At 72.3% G+C, this 18,305-nt stretch carries 22 protein-coding genes and 1 pseudogene; 9 read left to right on the top strand and 14 right to left on the bottom strand.

Going from position 1 to position 18,305, the window contains the following annotated elements; translation table 11 throughout:
* Positions 1-41: 41 nt before the first annotated feature.
* From ACN269_RS04290 to ACN269_RS04310, 5 genes are all read right to left on the bottom strand, one after another.
* The gene (locus ACN269_RS04290; RefSeq protein ID WP_421471120.1) at positions 42-1,094 is read right to left on the bottom strand and encodes a hypothetical protein; all 1,053 of its coding nucleotides are present in this window, start codon (positions 1,092-1,094) and stop codon (positions 42-44) included.
* The gene (locus ACN269_RS04295; RefSeq protein WP_421471121.1) at positions 1,094-1,657 is read right to left on the bottom strand and encodes an RNA polymerase sigma factor; all 564 of its coding nucleotides are present in this window, start codon (positions 1,655-1,657) and stop codon (positions 1,094-1,096) included. The genes ACN269_RS04290 and ACN269_RS04295 overlap by 1 nt, the downstream gene beginning before the upstream one ends.
* Before the next feature lie 52 nt (positions 1,658-1,709).
* Positions 1,710-2,390, bottom strand: a complete 681-nt coding sequence (locus ACN269_RS04300) for a polysaccharide deacetylase family protein (protein WP_421471122.1) — start codon at positions 2,388-2,390, stop codon at positions 1,710-1,712.
* A 472-nt stretch (positions 2,391-2,862) separates the two neighbouring features.
* A complete protein-coding gene (locus ACN269_RS04305) occupies positions 2,863-3,204 on the bottom strand; it encodes a YnfA family protein (RefSeq protein ID WP_421471123.1) in 342 nt (113 codons plus the stop codon).
* Positions 3,205-3,279: 75 nt separating this feature from the next.
* Complete coding sequence (locus ACN269_RS04310) at positions 3,280-3,474, bottom strand: CsbD family protein (protein WP_421471124.1); 195 nt, start codon at positions 3,472-3,474, stop codon at positions 3,280-3,282.
* A 156-nt stretch (positions 3,475-3,630) separates the two neighbouring features.
* Between ACN269_RS04310 and ACN269_RS04315 the strand changes: the two genes are divergently transcribed.
* Positions 3,631-4,242 carry a histidine phosphatase family protein gene (locus tag ACN269_RS04315; protein ID WP_421471125.1) on the top strand — a complete coding sequence of 204 codons (612 nt, stop codon included), beginning with the start codon at positions 3,631-3,633 and terminating at the stop codon, positions 4,240-4,242.
* Here the strand turns inward: ACN269_RS04315 and ACN269_RS04320 are convergent.
* From ACN269_RS04320 to ACN269_RS04330, 3 genes are all read right to left on the bottom strand, one after another.
* The gene (locus ACN269_RS04320; RefSeq protein ID WP_355051132.1) at positions 4,172-4,678 is read right to left on the bottom strand and encodes an Lrp/AsnC family transcriptional regulator; all 507 of its coding nucleotides are present in this window, start codon (positions 4,676-4,678) and stop codon (positions 4,172-4,174) included. The genes ACN269_RS04315 and ACN269_RS04320 overlap by 71 nt on opposite strands.
* Positions 4,679-4,746: 68 nt before the next feature.
* On the bottom strand, positions 4,747-5,889 hold the full coding sequence (locus tag ACN269_RS04325) for an acyl-CoA dehydrogenase family protein (RefSeq protein WP_421471126.1): 1,143 nt from the start codon (positions 5,887-5,889) through the stop codon (positions 4,747-4,749).
* The gene (locus ACN269_RS04330) at positions 5,886-6,995 is read right to left on the bottom strand and encodes a M24 family metallopeptidase (protein WP_421471127.1); all 1,110 of its coding nucleotides are present in this window, start codon (positions 6,993-6,995) and stop codon (positions 5,886-5,888) included. Before ACN269_RS04330 ends, ACN269_RS04325 begins: the two co-directional genes overlap by 4 nt.
* Before the next feature lie 203 nt (positions 6,996-7,198).
* Between ACN269_RS04330 and ACN269_RS04335 the strand changes: the two genes are divergently transcribed.
* Entirely contained in the window at positions 7,199-8,569 is a 1,371-nt protein-coding gene (locus tag ACN269_RS04335) for a glycosyl hydrolase family 18 protein (protein WP_421471128.1), read from the top strand.
* A 38-nt stretch (positions 8,570-8,607) separates the two neighbouring features.
* On the opposite strand, the gene ACN269_RS04340 is transcribed toward ACN269_RS04335, so the two are convergent.
* On the bottom strand, positions 8,608-9,495 hold the full coding sequence (locus tag ACN269_RS04340; RefSeq protein WP_421471129.1) for a winged helix-turn-helix transcriptional regulator: 888 nt from the start codon (positions 9,493-9,495) through the stop codon (positions 8,608-8,610).
* Positions 9,496-9,593: 98 nt separating this feature from the next.
* Here ACN269_RS04340 and ACN269_RS04345 point away from each other — a divergent pair.
* Positions 9,594-10,686, top strand: a pseudogene (locus tag ACN269_RS04345) (MFS transporter).
* Here the strand turns inward: ACN269_RS04345 and ACN269_RS04350 are convergent.
* Positions 10,670-11,764, bottom strand: a complete 1,095-nt coding sequence (locus ACN269_RS04350) for a DUF4037 domain-containing protein (protein ID WP_421471130.1) — start codon at positions 11,762-11,764, stop codon at positions 10,670-10,672. The pseudogene ACN269_RS04345 and the gene ACN269_RS04350 sit on opposite strands and share 17 nt — an antisense overlap.
* 122 nt (positions 11,765-11,886) lie before the next feature.
* Here ACN269_RS04350 and ACN269_RS04355 point away from each other — a divergent pair, with 122 nt between their 5' ends.
* A complete protein-coding gene (locus tag ACN269_RS04355) occupies positions 11,887-12,114 on the top strand; it encodes a hypothetical protein (protein WP_421471131.1) in 228 nt (75 codons plus the stop codon).
* 59 nt (positions 12,115-12,173) lie between these two features.
* On the top strand, positions 12,174-13,103 hold the full coding sequence (locus ACN269_RS04360) for a 5'-3' exonuclease (RefSeq protein ID WP_421471132.1): 930 nt from the start codon (positions 12,174-12,176) through the stop codon (positions 13,101-13,103).
* A 101-nt stretch (positions 13,104-13,204) separates the two neighbouring features.
* On the opposite strand, the gene ACN269_RS04365 is transcribed toward ACN269_RS04360, so the two are convergent.
* Complete coding sequence (locus tag ACN269_RS04365) at positions 13,205-13,921, bottom strand: isocitrate lyase/PEP mutase family protein (RefSeq protein WP_421471133.1); 717 nt, start codon at positions 13,919-13,921, stop codon at positions 13,205-13,207.
* Positions 13,922-14,092: 171 nt separating this feature from the next.
* On the opposite strand from ACN269_RS04365, the gene ACN269_RS04370 reads away from it, so the two are divergent.
* Both ACN269_RS04370 and ACN269_RS04375 read left to right on the top strand, forming a co-directional pair.
* Complete coding sequence (locus ACN269_RS04370) at positions 14,093-14,551, top strand: SRPBCC family protein (RefSeq protein WP_421471134.1); 459 nt, start codon at positions 14,093-14,095, stop codon at positions 14,549-14,551.
* Positions 14,548-14,886: an ArsR/SmtB family transcription factor gene (locus ACN269_RS04375; RefSeq protein ID WP_421471135.1), complete on the top strand. Its 339-nt coding sequence runs from the start codon at positions 14,548-14,550 to the stop codon at positions 14,884-14,886. Before ACN269_RS04370 ends, ACN269_RS04375 begins: the two co-directional genes overlap by 4 nt.
* Positions 14,887-14,892: 6 nt before the next feature.
* Here ACN269_RS04375 and ACN269_RS04380 read toward each other — a convergent pair whose 3' ends face one another.
* From ACN269_RS04380 to ACN269_RS04390, 3 genes are all read right to left on the bottom strand, one after another.
* Positions 14,893-15,183: a GNAT family N-acetyltransferase gene (locus ACN269_RS04380; RefSeq protein WP_421471136.1), complete on the bottom strand. Its 291-nt coding sequence runs from the start codon at positions 15,181-15,183 to the stop codon at positions 14,893-14,895.
* Positions 15,184-15,277: 94 nt separating this feature from the next.
* On the bottom strand, positions 15,278-15,547 hold the full coding sequence (locus ACN269_RS04385) for a GlsB/YeaQ/YmgE family stress response membrane protein (protein WP_421471137.1): 270 nt from the start codon (positions 15,545-15,547) through the stop codon (positions 15,278-15,280).
* Positions 15,548-15,727: 180 nt separating this feature from the next.
* The gene (locus ACN269_RS04390; RefSeq protein WP_421471138.1) at positions 15,728-16,900 is read right to left on the bottom strand and encodes a lactonase family protein; all 1,173 of its coding nucleotides are present in this window, start codon (positions 16,898-16,900) and stop codon (positions 15,728-15,730) included.
* A 235-nt stretch (positions 16,901-17,135) separates the two neighbouring features.
* On the opposite strand from ACN269_RS04390, the gene ACN269_RS04395 reads away from it, so the two are divergent.
* Positions 17,136-17,855 (top strand): DUF1223 domain-containing protein, encoded by a 720-nt coding sequence (locus tag ACN269_RS04395; protein WP_421471139.1) that lies wholly within the window; start codon positions 17,136-17,138, stop codon positions 17,853-17,855.
* A 62-nt stretch (positions 17,856-17,917) separates the two neighbouring features.
* Positions 17,918-18,289 carry an MmcQ/YjbR family DNA-binding protein gene (locus ACN269_RS04400; RefSeq protein ID WP_421471140.1) on the top strand — a complete coding sequence of 124 codons (372 nt, stop codon included), beginning with the start codon at positions 17,918-17,920 and terminating at the stop codon, positions 18,287-18,289.
* The last annotated feature ends 16 nt before the right edge of the window (positions 18,290-18,305 follow it).

Consider the following 18,305-nt stretch of genomic DNA (forward strand, 5'->3'; position numbering starts at 1 on the left):
CGACGGCGACACCCCCCGCCGGGGGGGTGTCGCCGTCGCCGTCACCGGCAGCCCAGGGCCGCCACGTACCCCGCCGGCAACGTCCCGGACACCACCGCGTCGGCGACCCCCCAGAACACCTCCGGCCAGTCACCGGCCCCGTCCATGTCCCGCAGCACCCGCCACCCGTGACTGCCCGCCAACGCCTCGACGGCCCGCCGCACCGCGTCCTGGTCCCCACCCGCCCGCGCCCGCCGCCACTGCTCGATCCACCCGCAACCCACCCGGGACGTCACCGCCACCCCGAACTGGTACGAATCGCTCACCCCGACAGTGTCGAACACGGCGACGTCGAACCCCGGCGGCAGCGGAACACCGACCAGCACCTCCGCCGCCCGCTCCCGCGCCGGCCGCACCATCTCCGCCGGAAGCATCGCCAACCACGTCCGCACATCAACCCGGACCACCGCGGCGAGCACCCGGTCCACCTCCTTGCGCGACCACACGCCGGACGTCCGCATCTCCACGTACACCCCGTCGCGCGGACGCACCATCACCGTGAAATCCCCGTTGAGACCCTGGAACAACTCAGCCGGCCCGCCATCGACCCGCACCGACCGCGCCGGCCCCTCCCCGCGCCGATCCGGATACCGCAGCGCGTACGCGTCGGCCGGATACCAGGTCATCTCCACCTCCTGCCCACCCCTGCGGAACGTCACACCGCCCTGCTCCTCGGCAAACCCGGACAGGTTGGTCACCCGCCACCCCGCCCGGTCGATCAACAACCGCGGATTGCGCTCCGCACCCGCCACCACCGCCGGCGAATACACCACCCCCGCGTCCGCCGTCACGATCGGCGACACCCCGCCCCCCTCGGACCGCCCCCGCACCACCATCGACACCGACAACACGCTCACCAGCACGGCAGCCGCCGTCACCACCCCCGCCACACCACGCACCCCCGACCACCGCCGAGACACCCCCGCCCGCCGACCGAACGACGACTCGGCCATGATCTCCACCAGCAGGGCCCGCTTCACCTCACCGACATCCCCCAGCACCCGACCCGGATCGGCATCCCGAACCAGCTCGTCCACACGCTCCACTGCGGTCATCAGTCCTCCTCGCGGGCAGACGCGGTCAGCACATCAAGCACATGTCCATCAGCCCCCGGCCCGTCACCGACCAACCGCCGCACCGCCGCCCGCGCCCGCGACAACCGCGTCCGCACCGCCGCCGGACGCACCCCCAGCACCGCGGCCACCTCATGCGGCCGCAACCCCTCCCACACGGTCAGCATCAACACCTCCCGGTCCAACTCCCCGAGCGACGCCAACGCCGCCCGAACAGCCAACCGCTCCGGCACCTCACTGCCCGGATCGACCACCGACACCGCGATCTGCTGACGTAACCGCTCACCGAGCCGCTGCCGACGAACACCGCCACGGTGATGGTTCGCCAACACCCGCCGGGCCACCCCGTACAGCCACAGTCGAGCCTCACCGACCACCGGCATGTCCCGCCGCCGACGCCACGCCACCAGGAAGGTCTCCGCGACGACATCCGCCGCGTCCTCCGGCTGCGCGACCCGCCGCAACGCGTACGCCAGCAACGCCTCGAAGTCCTCGGTGTAGGCCCGCCGGAAACGGTCCTCGTCATACTCTGCCCCGGAGCTCACACCCACTCCATGTCCGGCACGACCGCCACCGTGACAGGCACACCGCCCCGGCTCAGCCGCCGGCCAACACCTCCGACAACGGCGCCGGCGTCAACCCGCGCGTCCGCAACCCGGCCAGGATGTGCGGCAACGCCTCGTCGGTCATCGCCGCGTTCGCCTCGGTCACATGCATGATGACCACCGAGCCGGGGCGGACGTGGTCCAGCACGGCCCGCACCAGCGGCTTCCACGCCTTCGCGAACGGATCACCGCTGACCACGTCACCGTCCACCACCGTCACGCCCAACGGCGCCAACGCGTCCAACGCCGCCGCGTCGTGGCACAACCCCGGGAAGCGGAAGTACCGCGTCTGCCGACCCCCGTACGGCGCGATCACCTCGAACGTCTTCGCCACGTCGGCGGCCAGCTCGTCGACGGGCAGCCGGGGCAGGTCGTAACAGTCCGCCGTGAACGCGGCGTGCCCGTAGGTGTGGTTCGCCACCTCGAACCGCGGATTGCCGGCGATCCGCCGGGTCACCTCCGGATACCGCTGCACCCACTTGCCGGTCAGGAAGAACGTCGCCGGCACCTGCTCCCGCTCCAGCAGGTCGAGGATCCGCAGGTTCGCGTACGACCGCACCTTGCCACTGCGCAGATTGGCCAGCATCCCGTCGGTCATGTCCGCGTCGAACGTCAACGCGACCCGGTTGCCGGTCCGCGGCCCGTGGTCGACCACCGGCGCCCTGGTCCCCACCCTCGACGCCCCGGGAACGCTCGCAACACCCGGCGTCGGAGCCCCCGTCGCCGACGCGGCGGTGCTGCCCACGGGCGCAGCCGGCGACACGGAGGGACCAACGAACGTGGGCCGCTCCGGCGGCGGCACCCGAGACGCCGCGCACCCACCAACGCCGAGCAGAACCACCACAACCAGCACCGAGCGGAGCCAGGGTCCCATCACGCGCGCATCATCGCAGAAGCCCACCCGCCCCGCCCCGCCCACCTCCCGCCGATCTTGCACTTTCGGTCGTCGGAATGCCCGAGATACCCCGTACGCCACCACAGAAAGTGCAAGATCGGCGCGGCGGGGTGCTCCGTGATCCCCTGCCCGTCGATCATGGACTTGTGGTGCCTGGTTTGGGGTCTCGCGGGGGCCTTCGTCCCCGCCACGACTCCATGATCGGCGGGGGCGGGGGCGGGGCGGCGGGTGGGGGCGGGTGGGCTGGGGGTTAGAGGGACGGGGTGCGGGGGGCGTACATGATGATGGCTACGCCCAGTAGGCACAGGAGTGCGCCTGTCACGTCCCAGCGGTCCGGGCGGAAACCATCCACCACCATCGCCCAGCCCAGCGAGCCGGCCACGAACACGCCGCCGTACGCGGCCAGGATACGGCCGAAGTTCGCGTCCGGCTGGAACGTGGCCACGAAGCCGTAGCAGCCGAGGGCGACCACTCCGGCGGCTATCCACCACAGGCCGCGTTGCTCACGCCAACCCTGCCAGACCAGCCAGGCGCCGCCGATCTCGGTCAGGGCAGCCAGCAGGAACAGCAGCACGGAACGCAGCACGGTCACCCCGCGACCCTAACGGCCACGCACGCACGGGTCCCCGGGTGACGTGCGCACCCGGGGACCCGTGGACCACTCAGGTCACTTGGTGAAGGAGTCCTTCACGTTGCGGCCCGCGTCCTTCATGTTCTGACCGGCCTGCTTGGCGCGCGCGTCAGTCTGCTCACTGGCGCCCTCGCCACGCATCCGCTCGTTGTTGGTCATGTCGCCGACCCGCTCCTTCGCGGCGCCGGCCATCTGCTCGACCTTGTTCTTTGCCTTCTCGGTGAAGCTCATCGCGCCTCCTCGGTCTGGCGGTTGTCGCCGCTCGCTTGCCCGGTCTTCGGGTGCTGAAACCGGTGGTGCCGGTCCACACACCCGCTAAGGCATCCTAGGAAGATAGGTTGAGGGAGGGTGGCCCGGGCCATGCCGCCACGGTGGTTAACTGGCCGCATGGGAGAGCTCCTGCTGATCCGGCACGGCGAGACCACCTGGAGCGCCAGCCTGCGGCACACCTCGTACACCGACCTGGAGCTGACCCCCGACGGCGAGCGACAGGCGCGCACCCTCGCGGCGTTCCTCGCCGGCCGGCGCTTCGCGACCGTCCTGGCCAGCCCCCGCTCCCGGGCGCTGCGCACCGCGCAGCTCGCCGGGCTCACCGTCGACGCCGTCGACGAAAACCTCAGCGAGTGGAACTACGGCGAGTACGAGGGCCGCACCACCGTCGACATCCACGACGACGACCCGCACTGGAACATCTGGACCGACGGCTGCCCCGGCGGGGAGTCACCCGCCCAGGTGGGCGAGCGTCTCGACCGGGTGCTGGCCCGCGTCACCCCGTTGCTCGACCGCGGCACCGTGGCCCTGGTCGGCCACGCGCACAGCCTGCGGGTGCTCGGCGCCCGCTGGATCGGGCTACCGCCGTCGGCCGGCGGACGACTGCGGCTGGACACCGCGACGGTCAGCGCGCTCGGTCACGAGCACGGCCGGCAGGTCATCCTGCGGTGGAACCAGCCGGCTCCTCCGGCGCCCGGGACCGCGACCGACCAGGCGCCCCGGCACTGATCTTCGGCGGACGGTTCTCGTACGGCGTGGACAGCACCACCGTCGTCCGGGTCGTCACGTTCGCCGAGGTGCGGATCTCCTGCAACACCCGCTCCAGGTCCGTCGGGCTGGCCACCCGCACCAACAGCAGGTAGAAGTCCTCCCCCGCCACCGAGTAGCACGAGTCGATCTCGGGCAGGTGGGCGAGCCGCTCCGGCGCGTCGTCCGGCTGGGACGGGTCGAACGGCCGGATCGCCACGAACGCGGTCAACGGCAGGTCCAGCGCCTCGAAGGAGACCCGGGCCGCGTACCCCTTGACGACACCGCGTTGCTCCAGCCGCCGCACCCGCTGGTGCACGGCGGACACCGAGAGGCCCACCCGCTCGGCCAGGTCGGTGTACGACAGGCGGCCGTCAGCGGTCAGGGCGGCGACGATGGCGCGGTCGATCTCCTCCACGGCGAGCAACCTACCGGGAAATCGGCGCGACGGCGACGAGGATCCCCGCCGCGCCGCCCGGGGCCTGGTCAGCTCTTCGCGAGTGCCCGGGAGATCACCAACCGCTGGATCTGGTTGGTGCCCTCCACGATCTGCAGCACCTTCGCCTCGCGCATGTACCGCTCGACCGGGTGGTCGGCCACGTAGCCGGCACCGCCGAGCACCTGCACGGCGTCGGCGGTCACCCGCATCGCCATGTCGGTGGCGAACAGCTTCGCCTTCGCCGCCTCGATCGAGTACGGCCGCCCGGCGTCGCGCAGTCGCGCCGCCGCGAGCGTCAACGCACGGGCGGCGGAGATCTGGGTGGCCGCGTCGGCGAGCAGGAAGCCCAGACCCTGGAAGTCGATGATGGACCGACCGAACTGCTGGCGCTCCCGCGCGTAGCCGACGGCGTAGTCCAGCGCCCCCTGAGCGAGCCCGACCGCGCAGGCCGCGATGCCGAGCCGGCCCGAGTCCAGCGCGGACATCGCGATGGTGAAGCCCGCTCCCTCGCCGCCGACCAGCCGGTCGGCGGGCACCCGCGCCCCGTCGAAGACGATCTGTGCCACCGGCGAGGAGCGCAGCCCCATGGTCCGCTCCGCCGCCTGCGGCGCGATACCGGCCGTACCGGAGTCGGCCAGCAGGCAGGAGATGCCCTTCGGGCCGGGTCCGCCGGTGCGGCAGAAGACGTTGTAGAAGTCGGCGCTGTGCGCGTGGGTGATCCACGCCTTGGTGCCGGAGAGGACGTACGCGTCGCCGTCACGGACCGCCCGGGTGCTCAGCGCCGCCGCGTCCGAGCCACCCTGCGGCTCGGAGAGGCAGTACGCGCCGAGCAGCTCGCCGCCGAGCATGTCCGGCAGCAGCTTGCGCTGCTCGTCGGTGCCGAACGCGGCCACCGGGTAGCAGCTCAGGGTGTGCACGCTGACCGCCTCGGCGACCGCGAGCCAGCGGCTGGCCAGGATCTCCAGCACCTGGAGGTACACCTCGTACGGCTGCGCCGCGCCGCCGTGCTCCTCGGCGTACGGCAGGCCGAGCAGGCCGGCGCGGCCGATCGTGCGCAGCACCTCGCGGGGGAACTCGGCGCGTTCCTCGAAGCCGGCGGCCTTGGGCGCCAACTCGCGGTCGGCCAGCTCGGTAGCGAGGTCCAGCAGGTCGTGGGCCTCGTCGGTGGGGAGGATCCGGTCGACAGTCATAGCGCGATGAGCTCCGTGGGGGTGGTGTTGAGCCGTTGCACGCCGCCTGTCGTGCAGACGACGATGTCCTCGATGCGGGCGCCGTGCCGGCCCGCCAGGTAGACGCCCGGTTCGATGGAGAACGCCATGCCGGCCTCCAGCGGCCGGTCGTTCCCGGCCACCAGGTAGGGCTCCTCGTGACCGTCCAGGCCGATGCCGTGCCCGGTGCGGTGCAGGAACGCGTCACCGTATCCGGCGGCGGTGATGGGCGTCCGGGCCGCCGCGTCGGCCGCCGCCGCGGTGATGCCGGGCCGGACCGCCGCCACCGCCGCGCGCTGGGCGGCGTGCAGCACCGCGTAGTACTCCACGAACTCGGCCGGCGCGGGCCCGCCCGCCAGATAGGTGCGGGTGCAGTCCGAGCGGTAGCCCGACGGCATGGTGCCGCCGATGTCGACCACCACCGGCTCGCCGACGCCGATCGGCCGGTCCGAGGTGCCGTGGTGCGGGCTCGCCCCGTTGGGGCCGGCGGCCACGATGACGAAGTCGACGCTGACGTGCCCGGCGGCGCGGATCGCGGCGGCGATGTCGACGGCCACCTCGACCTCGGTGCGCCCGGGTCGCAGCCACTCGCCCATCCGCAGGTGCACCTCGTCGATGGCGGCGCCGGCCTGGGCGAGCGCCGCGATCTCCGCCGGGGACTTGCGGATCCGCAGCTCGCGCAGCACCTCCCCGGCGAGCCGCTGCGCGGCGCCGGGCAGTGCCGCGCGCAGGGCCAGGACCTGCTCGGCCCACATCCGGTCGGCGAGCCCGACCGCCGCCGCCGGGCCGTCGAGGGCCGCCACGACCAGGGGGTACGGATCAGCGCCGTCGGCGTGGTCGACGATGCGCAGACCGGTGGTGGCCGCCGCCTCGGCGGCCGGGCGTTCCAGTCGGGGCACGACGAGCGTGGGCTCGCCCTCGGCGGGCAGCACCAGGCAGGTCAGCCGCTCCCCCGCGTGGGCGTCGTAGCCGGTCAGGTAGCGCAGGTCGGAGCCGGGGGTGAGCAGCAGCGCGTCCAGGCCGGCAGCGGCGGTGGCGCGCTGCGCGGCGACCAGCCGGTCCGGCGGGTACAGCTCGTCGGTTCCCACCCCGTCAGCTTAACGGTCGTTTGGGGACTGCCGGCAGCCGCGTACGTCCCGCGACGGAAATCCACCGGCGTTGATTGACTCGGACAGTTAACACTCTTTAAGATTTGGCCACCTCGAGGCCCACCCGTTCCTGCGTCCCCGCACCTCCCGCCCGCGACACCCTGCGTGGGCGGGTGTCGTCCCCCGCCCACGGGAAGGCCCCCATGTCCTCACCACTGCGCCGCGCCGTCAGCGCCGGCCTGCTCGCCCTGGCCACCGCCGCCACCACCGTCGCCCTCGTCCCCACCGCCGCGCAGGCCGTGGTGCTGCCGAACGGTTTCAAGAGCGTCGGCTACATGCCCTCGTGGGCCGGCAACGTCAACACGATCCAGTACAACAAGCTCACCCACATCAACTACGCCTTCGTGCTGCCCAACAACGACGGCAGCCTGCGCGCCGTGGAGAACCCGAGCAAGCTCTCCTCGCTCGTCTCCCAGGCACACGCCAACAACGTCAAGGTCTCCATCGCCGTCGGCGGCTGGAACGACGGCAACGACTCGGCCTTCGAAGCCCTCGCGGCCAACTCCGGCAGCCGGACGGCGTTCGTCAACAACCTGGTCAACTTCGTCAACCAGTACAACCTCGACGGCGTCGACATGGACTGGGAGTACCCCGACCCGGGCGCCTCGGCCAACAACTACACCCAGCTCATGACCCAGCTCGGCAGCGCGATGCACAGCCGCGGCAAGCTGCTCACCGCCGCCGTCGTCTCCGAGGGCTACTACCTCGACGGCGTGCCGACCGCCGTGTTCAGCCAGGTCGACTGGCTCAACATCATGGCGTACGACGGCGGCAGCCCGCACTCCAACTACGACTGGTCGATCAACAGCATCAACCTGTGGAAGTCCCGTGGACTGCCGGCCAGCAAGGCCGTCCTCGGCATCCCCTTCTACAGCCGCCCCGGCTACTACACGTACTCGGCGCTCGTCGCCCTGGACCCGGCCAACGCCAACCGGGACTGCACCACGGCCGGCGGCGCGCAGCAGTGCTACAACGGCATCCCGACCGTCAAGCGCAAGACGCAGTGGGCCCTGGCCAACGCCGGCGGCGTGATGAACTGGGAGCTGTCGCAGGACACCACCGGCTCCACCTCGCTGGTGAGCGCCATGTACGACACCATCATGGGCGGCACCACCCCGCCGCCGTCGGGCCGTACCGGCCGGATCACCGGGCTCGGCGGCAAGTGCGTCGACGTGGCGGCCGCGAGCACCGCCAACGGCGCCGCCGTACAGCTCTACACCTGCAACGGCACCACCGCGCAGACCTGGACCGTGGCCACCGACGGCACGCTGCGCGCCCTGGGCAAGTGCGCCGACATCACCAGCGGCTCCACGGCGAACGGCGCGAAGGTGCAGCTCTACGACTGCAACGGCAGCGGCGCGCAGGTGTGGCAGGCGCAGTCCAACGGCACGCTGCGCAACCCGCAGTCCAACAAGTGCCTGGACGTCACCGACAACACCTCGGCCGACGGCACCCGCCTGCAGATCTGGGAGTGCTTCGCCGGCGCCAACCAGCGCTGGACGCTCCCGGCCTGACCCGACCCGTACGCCCGATCCCCGGTTGACGCCCCGCGTCAGCCGGGGATCGTCGTTCGGTCGCGGGCCAGGGCCAGCATCTCGTCGACCGACCCGGCCGGGTCGGTGACCGGGAACTGCACCGCCCGCACCACCGACGTCGGGTCGACCAACATCGTCAGTCGCTTGAACCGGGTCACCCCGCCGGCCCGGAAGGTGGGCAGCAGCAGACCGGCGGCGAGCCGGCCGTCCTGGTCGGACAGCAGCGGAAACGGCAAGCCGGCGTACGCGGTGAAGTCGGCGAGCTGGTCCGGCCGTTGGGTACTGACGCCGTACACCCGCACCCCCAGGTCCCGGAACCGCGGATACCGGTCGGCGTAGGTGGTCGACTCCAGGGTGCAGCCCCGCGCACCGGGGATGTCGGCCCAGCCGGGCGGATAGGCGTTCACGCCCGGCGCGTACGCGCCCGGGAAGAGGTAGAGGACGCACCACTCGTCCGGCGTGGACACGGGGACCGCCCGTCCGTCCGCCCCGGGCAGGACGATCTCGGGCAGCCGCCGTCCGACGAGGTGCTGCACCCGTCGCGCCTCGGCGGAGGCGTCGTCGGCGGTCGCGGTCAGTTCCCCGTCACCCATCAGGTGCCTCGTTCCCCAGTCCTGTAGGGCGATCAGCACCGGCAGCAGGCCCTCGCCCCTCGCGCTGAGCAGGTAGTCGTGCCGGGGCGGGTGCGCGGAGTACGGGCGACGTTCCAGTACGCCGTGCTCCACCAGCGCGGCCAGGCGTTCGGTCAACGCCCGTCGGCTGACGCCCAGCTCACGCTGGAGCGCGTCGAAGCGGGTCGTGCCGCCCGCGACGTCGCGCACGATGAGGAACGTCCACCAGTCCCCCAGCACCCCGAGCGCCTGCGCGATGCCGCAGTCCGCGTCGGCGAGGTCCTCACGTCGCACCCGCTTCCTCCCTCCGTCCTCATCTGACTATAGTCAGTTCCAGTTTGGAACGCACTGTGCAACCGAACGCACCGGCGCGACGAACGGGGGCCGACGACATGCACGTCGACGAACGGGCCGGGGTGTTCTGGCGCTGGTGGACCGCCGGCACGACCAGCCTGGTCGGGTCGGCGGTCGGCGCGGTGGCCCTGCCGCTGACCGCGCTGGTCGTCCTGGACGCCTCCGCCTGGCAGATGGGTCTGATCGCCGCCGCCAGCTACGTCGCCTGGATCGTGATCGGCCTACCCGCCGGTGTCATCGTGCAGCGCCTGCCGCTGCGCGGCGCCCAGGTCGGTGCGGACGTGGCCCGGGCCGTCGCCGTCGCGTCGATCCCCCTGGCCTGGTGGTGGGGGCAGCTCACGGTGGCCCACCTGGTGGTCACCGCGCTCGTCGTCAGCTTCGCCAACGTGTTGTTCGACGTGGCCAACTCGACCTTCCTGCCCAGCATCGTCGAGCGCGAACAGTTGCAGTCGCGCAACAGCCTCACCTCAGCCACCCACGCCGCGACCCTGCTCAGCGGCCCATCCCTCGGCGGGCTCGCGGTGCAGGCGCTCGGCGCGGTGCCCACCCTGCTCGTCGACTCGGCCAGCTACCTCGTCTCCGCGGCTCTCCTGCGTACGCTGCCCGCGCGCCGCGTCGACGCCCCCGAGCACTGGCCGCCGGTCGGAGAGCTGATCCGTGAGGGCTGGCGCTACGCCGCGTACCACCCGGTCATCGGGCCGTGCATGTGGGCCGCGACGGCGATGAACCTCGTCTGCGGCGCCCAGTTCGCGCTGCACCATTCCCGTGGGCACCGGTTGGGCCGCGTACGCCGCCTTCGCCGCCGGGAGCATCGTCTTCTCTCTCGGCACGGTCGTGCTCAGCGTGACCACCCGGACGTACCGGCAGATCGCCAGCCCACCCGAGCTGCTCTCCCGGGTGATGGCGACCGTGCGGTTCGTCTCCTGGGGCGCGATCCCGGTCGGCGGGCTGGTCGCCGGCGCGCTGGCCGGCCCGCTCGGCGCGCGCGCCACCTTGTTCGTCTTCGCGGCGACCCTGGTCGGTGCGCCCCTGGCGCTGCTGTTCTCCCCCGTCCGGCGCCTGCACGACCTCACCGACCACGACCGCGACCGCGACGAGAGCCGGCGTCCGGTCGTCACCACTGGTCGGTGAGCGCGTCCGACCACAGACCGTCCGCCACCCGGCGGGCCCTGGCCGCGTGGCCGAGCACGTCGACGCTGTGCACGTACTGGTCGACGGCACCCACCAGCGGTCGGTCGCGCACGGTCGGGTCGGTCACGGCGGCGCGGAGCGCGGCGGCGACGCGCTCGGCACGCAGCACCAGGAACGGCCGGCGGTGAAACGGGATGGCCCGGGCGTGTACCGGCTCGGCCAGGCCCGCGTCGTCGGTCCACCGGGCCATGGTCTCCAACGCCGCGACCAGACCGGCCTGGCGTCGGGTCCAGTCGGCCGGGCCGACCGCCTCGGCCAGCGCCGCGACCACCGGGGCCGCGTCGGGCAGTGCGGCGAAGGAAGTGCCGAGCCATTTGTCGTACGGCGGCCAGCGTCGACGCAGCAGCAGACCGAGCCGTAGCAGGTCCCTGGCGAGGCCCCCGGTGACGATCCGGCTCCCCAATTCGTCGCCGGCCTCGGCGCACCGGCCGGGCAGGTGCTCAGCCTGCGCGACCCGGGTCCACGTCGCGGCCAGGACGTACCGCCACACGTCCGGCGGATACCACCGCACCGCGTCCCGCCGGGCCGTCAACGCCCCGTCGAGAGAGTCGTGGAAGACCTCGCCGCCCGTCACCTCGGCGAGCCGCTGGGTGGGGCACGCCAGCCAGTCCGCCGTGCCGACCCCGGCCACCGGGTCGAACCCGAGCCGTCGACGCCACCACAGGGCCACCTCGTCGATCGTGATTCCGTGCCGCGTCCCGGCCGCGTCGGCGACGCCCAGCCGACCGTCGTCCTCGGCGAAACGCGTGGGCCAGCCGAGGAACTCCGTCGGCAGGTCGGCATCCAGCACGGCGCGCAGCCCCGGGATCGCGGCGACGTCGGCCGGCCCGACGAACACCTGCACCCGAGGACCCCAGTCGTGGTCGGTGGACCGGGCGGTGTCCAGGCCGAGCACCTCCGAGCCACCGTCGAGCAGCCCCGCCGCGTACCGCAGGCCAGGGAGGCGACCGCGCAGGATCGGCGCGACCACCTCGTCGTGGTACCGGCGGGCCAGCACCAGGCCGGGAAGGAACGCCACACCGGCAGTCTGCGCCCTCCCCGGGCCGGCCCGCACGCTGGTTTCCCCGGTAGGACCGGGGCGGGGGCCATAGCCTGGGATCGGGCCGTCCGCACGGTGGCTCCCGGGCGGGGAGGACGGACGTGGCATCGAACGACGCGAACCGGGCGGCGACCCGCCGTCGTCGGCAACTGTGGGCCGGCGTCCTCGCCCTCCTCGGCTTGGTCCTGCTCGTGATCGGCTTGACCGTGGCCGACGGCGTCGCCGCCTGGGTGGAGGTGGTGGCCGCGATCCTGCTGCTGGTGACCAGCTACCTCGTGCAGCACCTCGCCCGCCGTGACACCGTCTACCGGCGCGACGAGCCGCGCTGACGCCGCCGGCCGGCCGGGCGTACCGCTGATCGTCGGTGGGCTGTGCCAGGCTGTCGGGCGTGGCACACCGATCCCCGATCCTGCTGATCGACGCACCCAGCCTCTACTTCCGGGCCTACTTCGGCATCCCGGAGTCCGCCGCGCGCACCGAGGACGGTACGCCCGTCAACGCGGTACGCGGCTTCCTCGACATGCTCGCCACGCTCATCCGTGGTCGGGGCGCCGACCGGATGGTGTGCGCGCTGGACTACGACTGGCGGCCGGCGTGGCGGGTCGAGCTGCTGCCGTCGTACAAGGCGCACCGGGTGGCCCCGCAGGGCGGCGAGGTCGTCCCCGACACGCTCTCCCCCCAGGTGCCGATGATCCTGGAGGTCCTCGACGCGGTCGGCATCACCGCCGTGGGCGCGAACGGCTACGAGGCCGACGACGTGCTCGGCACCCTGTCGGTGACCCAGCCGGGCCCGGTCGAGGTGGTCTCCGGCGACCGGGACCTGTTCCAGCTCGTCGACGACGCCCGGGACGTACGCCTGCTCTACGTCGGGCGCGGCGTGGCCAAGCTCGACGACTGCGACGACGCGGCGGTGCGGGCCCGCTACGGCGTGCCGGCGGACCGGTACGCCGACTTCGCCGCCCTGCGCGGCGACCCCAGCGACGGGCTGCCCGGGGTGCCGGGCGTCGGCGAGAAGACCGCCGCAAGGTTGATCGAGCGGTACGGCAGCATCGACGGCATCCTGGCCGCCCTGGACGACTCCGACTCGTCCTTCGCGCCGGGCCTGCGCACCAAGCTGGCGGGCGCCCGCGACTACCTCACCGTCGCGCCGACGGTGGTCCGGGTGGCCCTGGACGTGGCCCTGCCGGAGCTGCCCACCGCGCTGCCGACGGCACCCGCCGACCCGGAGCGGCTGCTCGACCTGGCCGGCCGGTGGAACCTGGCCGGCTCGGCCCGCCGGCTCGTGGACGCCCTGGCGGCCCGCGTCGACGCGGCCTGAGCACCAGCGACCCAACGCGGCTTCGACCGGATCCGCATGCTGACGGACTTCAACGGCTGACGCGGTCCGGAACCAGGCGGCCTGCGGTCGGGCCACCGACCCTAGGGTCGCAGGTTCGCCGCCAGGTCGCCGATCGCGGCCATCGCGTACCGCTGCAGGCCCGGGCCGAACGTGATCCGGGTGGCGCCGTGGCGGGCCAACTCGGCCACCGACTCCCGGTTCGGCGCGGCGGCCATGTTGATCGGGCCGGTGATGCCCTCGCGCAGCACCGGAAGCACCTCGGTGGGGGCCAGCAGCGGGTACACGCAGTCGGCTCCCGCCGCCACGTAGAGCTTCGCACGGGCGATCGCGTCGGCCGGATCGCCCGTGCCGAACAGGAACGTGTCGACGCGCGCGTTGACGACGAGCGCGTCGCCGGCCGCCGCGCGCACCTCGGCCAGCCAGTCGGCGTGCCGCTGCGGGTCCTTGAGCGTGGCGTGCCCCTCGGAGTCCTCCAGGTTGCAGCCGACCGCGCCGGCCTCCAGCAGCCGCTCGACCAGTTCGGCGGGGGCCAGCCCGTACCCGTCCTCGACGTCGGCGGAGACCGGTACGGACACGGCCCGGACGATCCTCGCCACCGCGGCGAACATCTCGGCGGGTGGGGTCGAGCCGTCCTCGTAGCCGAGCGAGGCCGCCACGCCGGCGCTGGGCGTGGCGAGCGCGTCGAAGCCGGCGTCGGCGAAGACCCGGGCGCTGCCCGCGTCCCAGGCGTTCGGCAGGACGAGCGGGTCGCCGGCGGGGCGGTCGTGGTGCAGGGCGCGGAGGACGGAGGCAGTCATCGTTCAGGTCTCCCGGGGGGACGTGGCGGCACGACGGCGCGGGGCGGCCACCCTGGACCGTACCGTCAGCGCACACTCCGCGCCGGCCGCGCAACATGCAACGAAAGGTTGCACGTTGCCGCCGGGCCGTTGTACCGTGACGCAACCAAAGGTTGCGAGAGGGTGGTACGCATGGAGTACGGAGTGATCGAACGCGACATCGACATCGACGCCTCACCCGAGGTGGTCTTCGAGGTCATCAGCCAGCCCGAGCACGTACGCGAGTGGTGGCCCGACGACGCCCGGTTCGAGCCGGGCCCGGGCGCTCCCGGCGAGCTGGTGTGGCGCGACGCCGAGACCGGCGCGACGACGACCGTCGACCTCGCCGTCGTCGACGTGGACCCGCCGAGGCGGTTCTCCTTCCGGTGGTGCTTCACCGAGCCGGACCGGGGCGGGCAGTCGCTGCTGGTCACCTTCGATCTCGTTCCCACCGCGACGGGGACCCGGCTCCGCATGACGGAGACCGGCTTCCGCGAGATGGGCTGGGAGATCGCGGTGCTGGAGAAGCAGTACCAGGACCACGTCGGCGGATGGAACCACTACGTTCCGGCCCTCGGCGCGTACGTCGCCCGGCTGGTCGCCGCGTCATGACCACCGCGGTCGACGACGTCCTCTGGTCGGCGATCGGGGATCCCATCCGGCGCAGCATGATCGACCTGCTGCTCACCGGCGGGCCCGGCACCGCCACGTCACTGAGCGAACGGCTTCCCGTCACCCGCCAGGCCGTCTCGAAGCACCTGGCCGTCCTGGACCGGGTGGGCCTGATCTCCTCCGCGCCCGCCGGTCGGGAGCGGCACTACCGGGTCGACGAGGCGCAACTGGCCCGCGCGGTCGCCCAGTTGACGGCCGTCGGCGCGACCTGGGACGCCCGACTCCGCCGGATCAAGCGGATCGCCGAGACGATCGAACGTCACCGCACCCAGTAGCCGTCGCTACTTCACCTTGCGGGTCGACCGTACGACGATGTCCTCGTACTCGGGGTGCTTGACCAGCCACTCCGCGAGGAACGGGCAGATCGGCACCACGCTGCGGCCCTTGGCGCGCGCGTCGTCCATGACGGCGCGCGCCAGGGTCGAGCCGACGCCCCGGCCCTCGTACGCCGGGTCGACCTCGGTGTGGGTGTAGGCGATGATGGCGCCGGTCAGCTGGTAGGTGACGATCCCGGCGACCGTGCCCGCCTCGTCGCGCGCCTCGAACCGTTCCCGCGCTGGCACGTCTGTCACGGTGAAGTCCACCGGATCATCCAAGCACAGCGCCCGTGGCGACCGGTCGTCGCCACGGGCGTGCGGGGGCCTGCGGGCCCGAGGGAGCGGGACGTCAGGGGCGCCGCCGACCCAGCGCGGCGGCGGTGGCGGCCACCCCGATCGCGGCGAACACGACCTGCAGGAGCAGCTCGATCCAGTCGATGCCGGCGGTGTCGTCGACGCCGAGGGCGCCGGCGACGAGCGTGCCGAGGATCGCGGCGAGCACGCCGATCGCGAGGGTGAGCACGATCGAGATGTTCTGCTTGCCGGGAACCACCAGGCGGCCGAGGGCGCCGATGACCAGGCCGATGATGATCGCGGTGAAGAAGCCCTGGATTTCCACGGGGGCCGTCCCTTCCGAATGTGTTGTCGTCAGCGACGTCTGGTTGCCCCACGCCCGGCCCCGCCGAAACCGGCGATCGGCCGCCGGGCCGATTTGTCACACAGTTGTCATGTCCGCGGCGGAAGGAGACACGTCGCCGGTCCCGGCCGCAAGCGACCGGGACCGGCGACGTGTCGATCGTCAGGAGGCGGCGATGCCCTCCATGCCGATGCCGTCGGTGAACTTCGGCAGGCCCTCGACGGTGGTGACGAGGCGAAGGGAACCGTCGTCGTTCACCTCGTAGCCCTGCACGTTGCCGGCGGCGGCGTTCTGCACGTACAGGAAACCGTCGCTGGTGGTCATGTCGATCGCGCCTCCGCCGGTGTCGGCGGCAACGGCGTGGACGAGTTCGAGCTTGCCGTCGTCGTCGACCCGGTACGCGCTGATCGTGGAGCTGCCGGCGTTCGCGACGTAGAAGTAGTCGCCGACCCGCTGGATCCAGCAGGGCGCCTGCTGACCGTTCGGCACCGAGGGCCCGACCTGGTCGAGGGCGCCGTCCTCGTCGAGGTCGAACCGGCTGACCTCGTTGCTGCCCGACTCGGTGACCAGCACAGAGTCCTCGGTGTCGAAGGTGAAGCCGAACGGCGCGGACCCGGCGTCACTGATGACCGGGTGGCGGGACAGTTCGCCGTGGCGACCGATCTCGTAGCTGAACATGACGTTGGCCGCCTTGGTCGAGACCAGGACGAACTCGCGGTCCGGGTCGATCTTGACCTGCGCCGGGGCGGTCATGAACGCGGGCGGGTTGCCGTTGTGCAGGCCGAGCGAGCGGTTGGCGCCGTGGATCGGCGACAGACGCCCCTTGTCCAGCTCGAAGCCCTGCACCGAGCCTTCGCCACCGGCGTTGAGCACGTAGACGAGGTTGTCGCGGACCGCGACGCTGACCGGGAGCAGCCCTCCGGACCAGATCACCTGCCGCTTGTGCAGCCGGGTGCCGTCGACGTCGAAGACGGTCACGGTGTTGCTGCCGGCGTTCACGGCGAACAGCAGCCCACGGTGGTAGACCAACGAACCCTGTGACGCCAGCGCGTCGACCGGCGGGCCGATCGTGAAGCCGCCGAGGCCGCCGGTCTCGTACTCCCCCGCCTTGCTGAGCTGGCCGTCCTCGTCGCGCTCGTACACCTTGATGGTGTTGCCCTCGGCCTTGTTGGTCTGGACGAAGACCGCGCCCTCGCTGTCCCGGTGATGCCCGTGTCCTGCGCGATCATCGTGGCCACCCGCGGGCCCGCCATCCGCGAAGGCGGCGCCGGGAAGTGTTCCGGCGCTGGTCAGACCCACCAGGAGGGCCGCCGCTAGCGCTACGCTGCGCTTCATCACTGATCTCCTTAGCCGCAACTCACGACGAATGAGAGTTTTTCTCTCATTCGCAAGCTATCGGAGGAAGATCCCGCTTGGCGGCTGCTTACCCGTAAGTGGCAACGTCACGCTTAACGGGGGATTTGTGCTACAGGAGCGCACCGAGAGCCGTGACGGCCTCGCTGACCAGGCGTCGTCGGCGCGGTAACGGGAATCGCAGAGCGGCCACCAGTTCTCGGGGAGGAGACGTGACATGACCAACCCATCGCCGGGTCAGCCGTCGACGGCGACCGGCGGCGGTGTCGCCGTCGTCGAGCTGTTCACCTCCCAGGGCTGCAACAGCTGCCCGCCCGCCGAGGAGCTGCTCATCGAGATCGAGCGGGACGCCCGCACGCGTGGGGAGCCGGTCTTCGCCCTCGGGTTCCACGTCGACTACTGGGACGACCTGGGCTGGCCCGACCAGTTCGCGGACGCGGCACACACCGCGCGGCAGGAGGCGTACGCCCGCGCCTTCGGCTCCGGACGTCTCTACACCCCGCAGATGATCGTCAACGGCACCGTCGAGTTCGTCGGGTCCGACCGGGGCCGGGCGGCGAGCGCCATCGCGTCGGCGCTGGCGTCGGCCGTCGCCGCGCCTCTGACGGTGTCGGTCCCGCAGCTCGGCGGAGGCGGCACGCCGATGGTCCTGGACTACCGGGTCGAGCGGCCGCCGGAGCGCGCGGTGGTGAACGTGGCGGTCGTGCAGCGTGGGCTGGACAGCGCGATCGCGCGGGGCGAGAACGCCGGCCGGACGCTGCGGCAGGACAACGTGGTTCGCGCCTTCGCGTCGACACCACTGCACGCCGAGCGGGGGCGGGTGGAGCTGGCCGTGCCGCCGGACCTCGACCCGGCCCAGGCCTCGGTGATCGGTTACGTCCAGCGCGAGACCGACCGGGTCGTCGTGGGCGCCGCGGCCGTCGACCTGTCCGGCTGAGTCTGTCGGTCCCGATGCGTAGTCTCTGCGCATGCGGATGGCGCGCGATGTGCGGGGTCCCGGTGGCTGACGCGGACGACGTCCGCCGCCTGGCCCTGGCCCTGCCCCACACGGTCGAGATCGACAGCGAGGGCTTCGACTTCCGGGTGGCCGACAAGGGTTTCGTCTGGTCGTATCCGGAGCGCGTGCCGGGCCGGCCACGGGTGATCCGACTCGACATCGCCGTGCTGTTCGTCGGGGACGAGGCCGAGAAGCAGGCCCTGCTGCTCGGCGAACCCGAGATCTTCTTCACCACACCCGGGTACGACGGCCTGCCGCTGGTGCTGCTGCGCCTGGCGGCGGTCGACGTCGACCGGCTCAGCGAGCTGGTGACCGACGCGTGGCGGATGCGCGCGCCGGAGGCGCTGCACGCCGAGCTGGACGGGGTCGGCTAGTTCGCGACATCCGCAC

This window comes from Micromonospora sp. WMMD736, from assembly GCF_049179015.1.
GTDB lineage: Bacteria > Actinomycetota > Actinomycetes > Mycobacteriales > Micromonosporaceae > Micromonospora.